Here is a 3528-nt window from a genome sequence, read left to right on the forward strand (position 1 = left end):
GTACACCGTCGCGGCATACCTCGCCACCGAAAACGAACGACCGAGGGGCGAAACGACCATCACGCTTCGGTAGCTCACTCGTCGTCGTTTTGTCGCCACCAAAACGCCCCGAGACCTGCACCCACACAACCGACAGCACCGACCGGGCCGTACCTGTCGAGGAGGCTTTCATCGCCGGACGATTCGGTCGAATCCGCAACCACGGTTCGTGTTCGCGTCGATGTCGCCGTTCCGTTGCCCGTGGCGGTTTCAGTGGAAGTAGTTTCGTTCGTCGTGGTGGCCGTGGTCGTCGTGGTAGTCGCGGTTTCGGGACCGAACCCGGCGTCCGCGAGCGCCTGCCGAAGGGTCACGATTTCGATACCCCGCCGTTTCGCCGCCCGAATTATCCGGCGGATTTTCTCCGGCGTGACCTCCTCCCGCTGAGTATGTGCACCGAAAACACCGAGCGCGTTCGTCTCCGCGATGGTGTCGAGTTCCCCACTGATGGTCTCCCAATCGGTGTACTCGATGAAGTAGTCGCGTCGGATTCCGTACGGATCGATCTTCCCGCGAGGGTTGATACCGTCCGAATCGACGGCGTTCGCAACGCCGGTGTAGAACTCCTTGGTAAACTGCTCCGCGTAACCGGAGAACTGATCGAAGGGAGCGAGAAGGTTGTCCACCTCGAAACCGTACGATTCGAGCGTCCGTTTCGAGTCGTGAAGGAGATACCGCATCGTTTTCGGCGTCAATCGCTCCCGGGCGGTATCGGCGTCGAAGGTCGTTCCGACGGGTTCGTCGAGTACCATGTATCGGTCGTCGTCGTCGTTTCGACCCGATCCGACGATTTTCCGTGTTACCGACTTGGTCCCGTCGTAAATCTCGACTTCGTACCCGTCGTGGAAGGGATGGGAGGCGTGAGGTCCCTTCGGGTACGCCCGGGTATCATCCGGTTCGATGTCCGCTGCGAGTGGAAAGGATGTGAGTGACGTGTGCTCTCTCGTGTGCGACATGATCTCGAACCCGAACGACTCCATCTCCGCTAACTCGTCCGCGGTCGCTGCCCTGCTCATGCTCTCCGACCCATCGGTTCCAACCCATTTGGAGACGATTCCGATGGAGGCCGGAACGCCCTCCTCTTTGTGCACCGGGAACGCTTTCGTGTAATCGGTTACCGGTCCATCGTCGTAGACGAGCACGATTCGAGCGTCAGTAGTCGGTTTCGCGCTAACCGTTCCGGTTACGACCCGACTTGCAATCGCTGTAGCCGTCGCTGACGTGATGAACTCTCGGCGTGACACTGCCATTGGATAATTCTGCGACGACGTTCGTAAGTATAAGTATCCAGCACCTGTTGTGTCTTAGGAAGTCGTTACTTAATCGATGTAGCTACGACTTGATGATCTCGATCCCTGTGGACGGAACAGTATACGATACTGAAGTCGAAATACGACCAAAATCATATCAGAGATACTAACGACGATGTTTGAAACGATGGCTCGATAGGAGCGTTGTCAAAAAGTTCGACGAGTCCCTTCGAGGGACGTTACTGTTGAATGTCGTCGATAACGTCGTCTCGATGCCGATGACACGCTGCCTCGTGTAAGGACGTTCCGTGTTGGGTCGGCACCTCGTAGTCGGGAATTTGTTTCGCACAGACGCTCGTTTCGGCGAACGACTCGTTCAACAGTTCCGTCGCACCGTCCCAATCCCCAGCCACGATTCGGCCGATGGCGTTGTCAACGATGCTCCCCGCCTCACCCTGCGGGGTCGTTCCATCGAAGAAACGGTCCACCAGGTCCGACTCCGTCGTCGGTTCGAACGACCGGCGCTGGACTTCCCGGAGGAACCGACGCGTGTCGTCCCACTCTTCGCGTGAGAAGTCGTACTCCTTCGGCGCGATGAGTTTCGGACAGCGGGTCCGGAACCGACAGCCACTCGGCGGGTCGATGGGCGACGGCACGTCGCCCTCCAGCACGCCGCGCGTCTCGGCAACGCGCGGGTCGGGCACGGGAATGGATTCGAGGAGCGCCTGCGTGTACGGATGCTGCGGGTTCTCGAACAACTCCTTCTTGTCCGCCAACTCGACCAATTGACCGAGATACATCACCGCGACCCGATCCGAGATGTGCCGAATGACCGAGAGGTCGTGGGCGATGAACAGGTACGTCAATCCGAACTCCTTCTGCAGCGAGCGCATCGTGTTGAGCACTTGGGCTTGAATCGAGACGTCGAGCGCCGTCACGGGTTCGTCACAGACTATGAAGTCAGGATTCACGCTCAGCGCCCGTGCCAAATTCACCCGCTGGCGCTGGCCGCCCGAGAAGGCGTGTGGGTGGCGGTTGTAGTGCTGCGGGTCCAACCCGACCTTCTCCAGCAGTTCACGGGCTCGCTGTTCCCGCCCGTCGGCGTCGTACAGCCCGTGGGCCTTCATCGGTTCCTCCACGATGGGACCGATTTTCATCCGCGGATCCAGCGAGGACTGCGGGTCCTGGAAGATCATCTGTACGTCCCTGCGCTGGGCGCGCAGGTCCTCACCGCCCAGTGCGGTCAGGTTCTCACCCTTGAAGTACACCGTTCCGTCCGTCGGCTCCACGAGGCGGAGGATGGCCCGTGCGAGCGTGCTTTTACCACAGCCGGATTCGCCGACCAAACCGAGCGTCTCGCCCTTCCGAATCGAGAAGGAGACGTCCTCGACGGCGCGAACCGGCTTTTGCTCGCCGAACAGACCGGACAGGAAGCCGCCGCTGTCGGAGAAGTGTTTCGTGAGACCGTTCACTTCGAGGATGGTCTCGCCCGCTCTCGTGTCCTCGTCGGCCAGTTCCCCCGTCGTCATGGTGTCACTCATCTCAGTCGTCCCCCTGTGCATCCGTCACGATGTCGTCCGTGATGCCCGTCGTGGCTTGAATCTCGATGGGGTCGCTGAACTCGTAGCCCACGTCGAACGCGTCGTGTTTCACGCAGGCGGCCTTGTGCGAGTGTTCGCCCGCCTCCGCGAGCTCCTTGCACTCCGGATGGACTTGGGTGCAGACCTCGCGGGCGTCCGGACAGCGCGTGTGGAACCGACAGCCGCGGGGCGGATCGATGGCCTCCGGCATCACGCCTCGAATCGGGTCCAACTCCTCGACGGTCTGGTCGGGGCGGGGCATCGAGTCCAACAGCGCCCGCGTGTAGGGATGTTTGGTGTCGTGGAACAGGTCGTCGACGGTGGCCTGCTCGACGATTTCGCCCAAATACATCACGTTCACCCGGTCGCACAACTCCGCGACGACGCCCATGTCGTGAGTCACCCAGATGAAACTCGTGTCGTATTTGGCCTGCAAATCGTTGACCAACGAGAGGATTTGGCCCTCGACGGTCACGTCCAGCGCCGTCGTCGGTTCGTCGGCGATGATCAGGCTCGGTTCACAGGCGAGCGCCATCGCGATGAGCACGCGCTGGCGCATCCCGCCCGAGAACTGGTGGGGATAGTTGTCGTAGCGTTCGACTGGCTCCGGAATCCCCACCTCCCGGAGCATGCTGATCGCCTCCTCTTTGGCGTCCGATTTG

General features: G+C 60.6%; 3 protein-coding genes. All 3 read right to left on the bottom strand.

Annotated features, from left to right (window positions below; translation table 11 throughout):
• Window positions 1-74 precede the first annotated feature (74 nt).
• A complete protein-coding gene (locus WBV42_RS11020) occupies window positions 75-1286 on the bottom strand; it encodes a polysaccharide deacetylase family protein (RefSeq protein WP_423986072.1) in 1212 nt (403 codons plus the stop codon).
• Window positions 1287-1525: 239 nt separating this feature from the next.
• The gene (locus WBV42_RS11025) at window positions 1526-2827 is read right to left on the bottom strand and encodes an ABC transporter ATP-binding protein (protein ID WP_423986073.1); all 1302 of its coding nucleotides are present in this window, start codon (window positions 2825-2827) and stop codon (window positions 1526-1528) included.
• Window position 2828: 1 nt separating this feature from the next.
• Window positions 2829-3528 (bottom strand): ABC transporter ATP-binding protein (locus tag WBV42_RS11030; protein ID WP_423986074.1); only part of this gene is annotated, 700 nt, incomplete at its 5' end.

This window comes from Haladaptatus sp., assembly GCF_049589095.1.
Lineage (GTDB): Archaea > Halobacteriota > Halobacteria > Halobacteriales > Haladaptataceae > Haladaptatus.

Bases quoted from the DNA above. Each gene is read 5' to 3' on its own strand.
- WBV42_RS11020 (WP_423986072.1), bottom strand. From the start codon at position 1,286: ATGGCAGTGTCACGCCGAGAGTTCATCACGTCAGCGACGGCTACAGCG.
- WBV42_RS11025 (WP_423986073.1), bottom strand. From the start codon at position 2,827: ATGAGTGACACCATGACGACGGGGGAACTGGCCGACGAGGACACGAGA.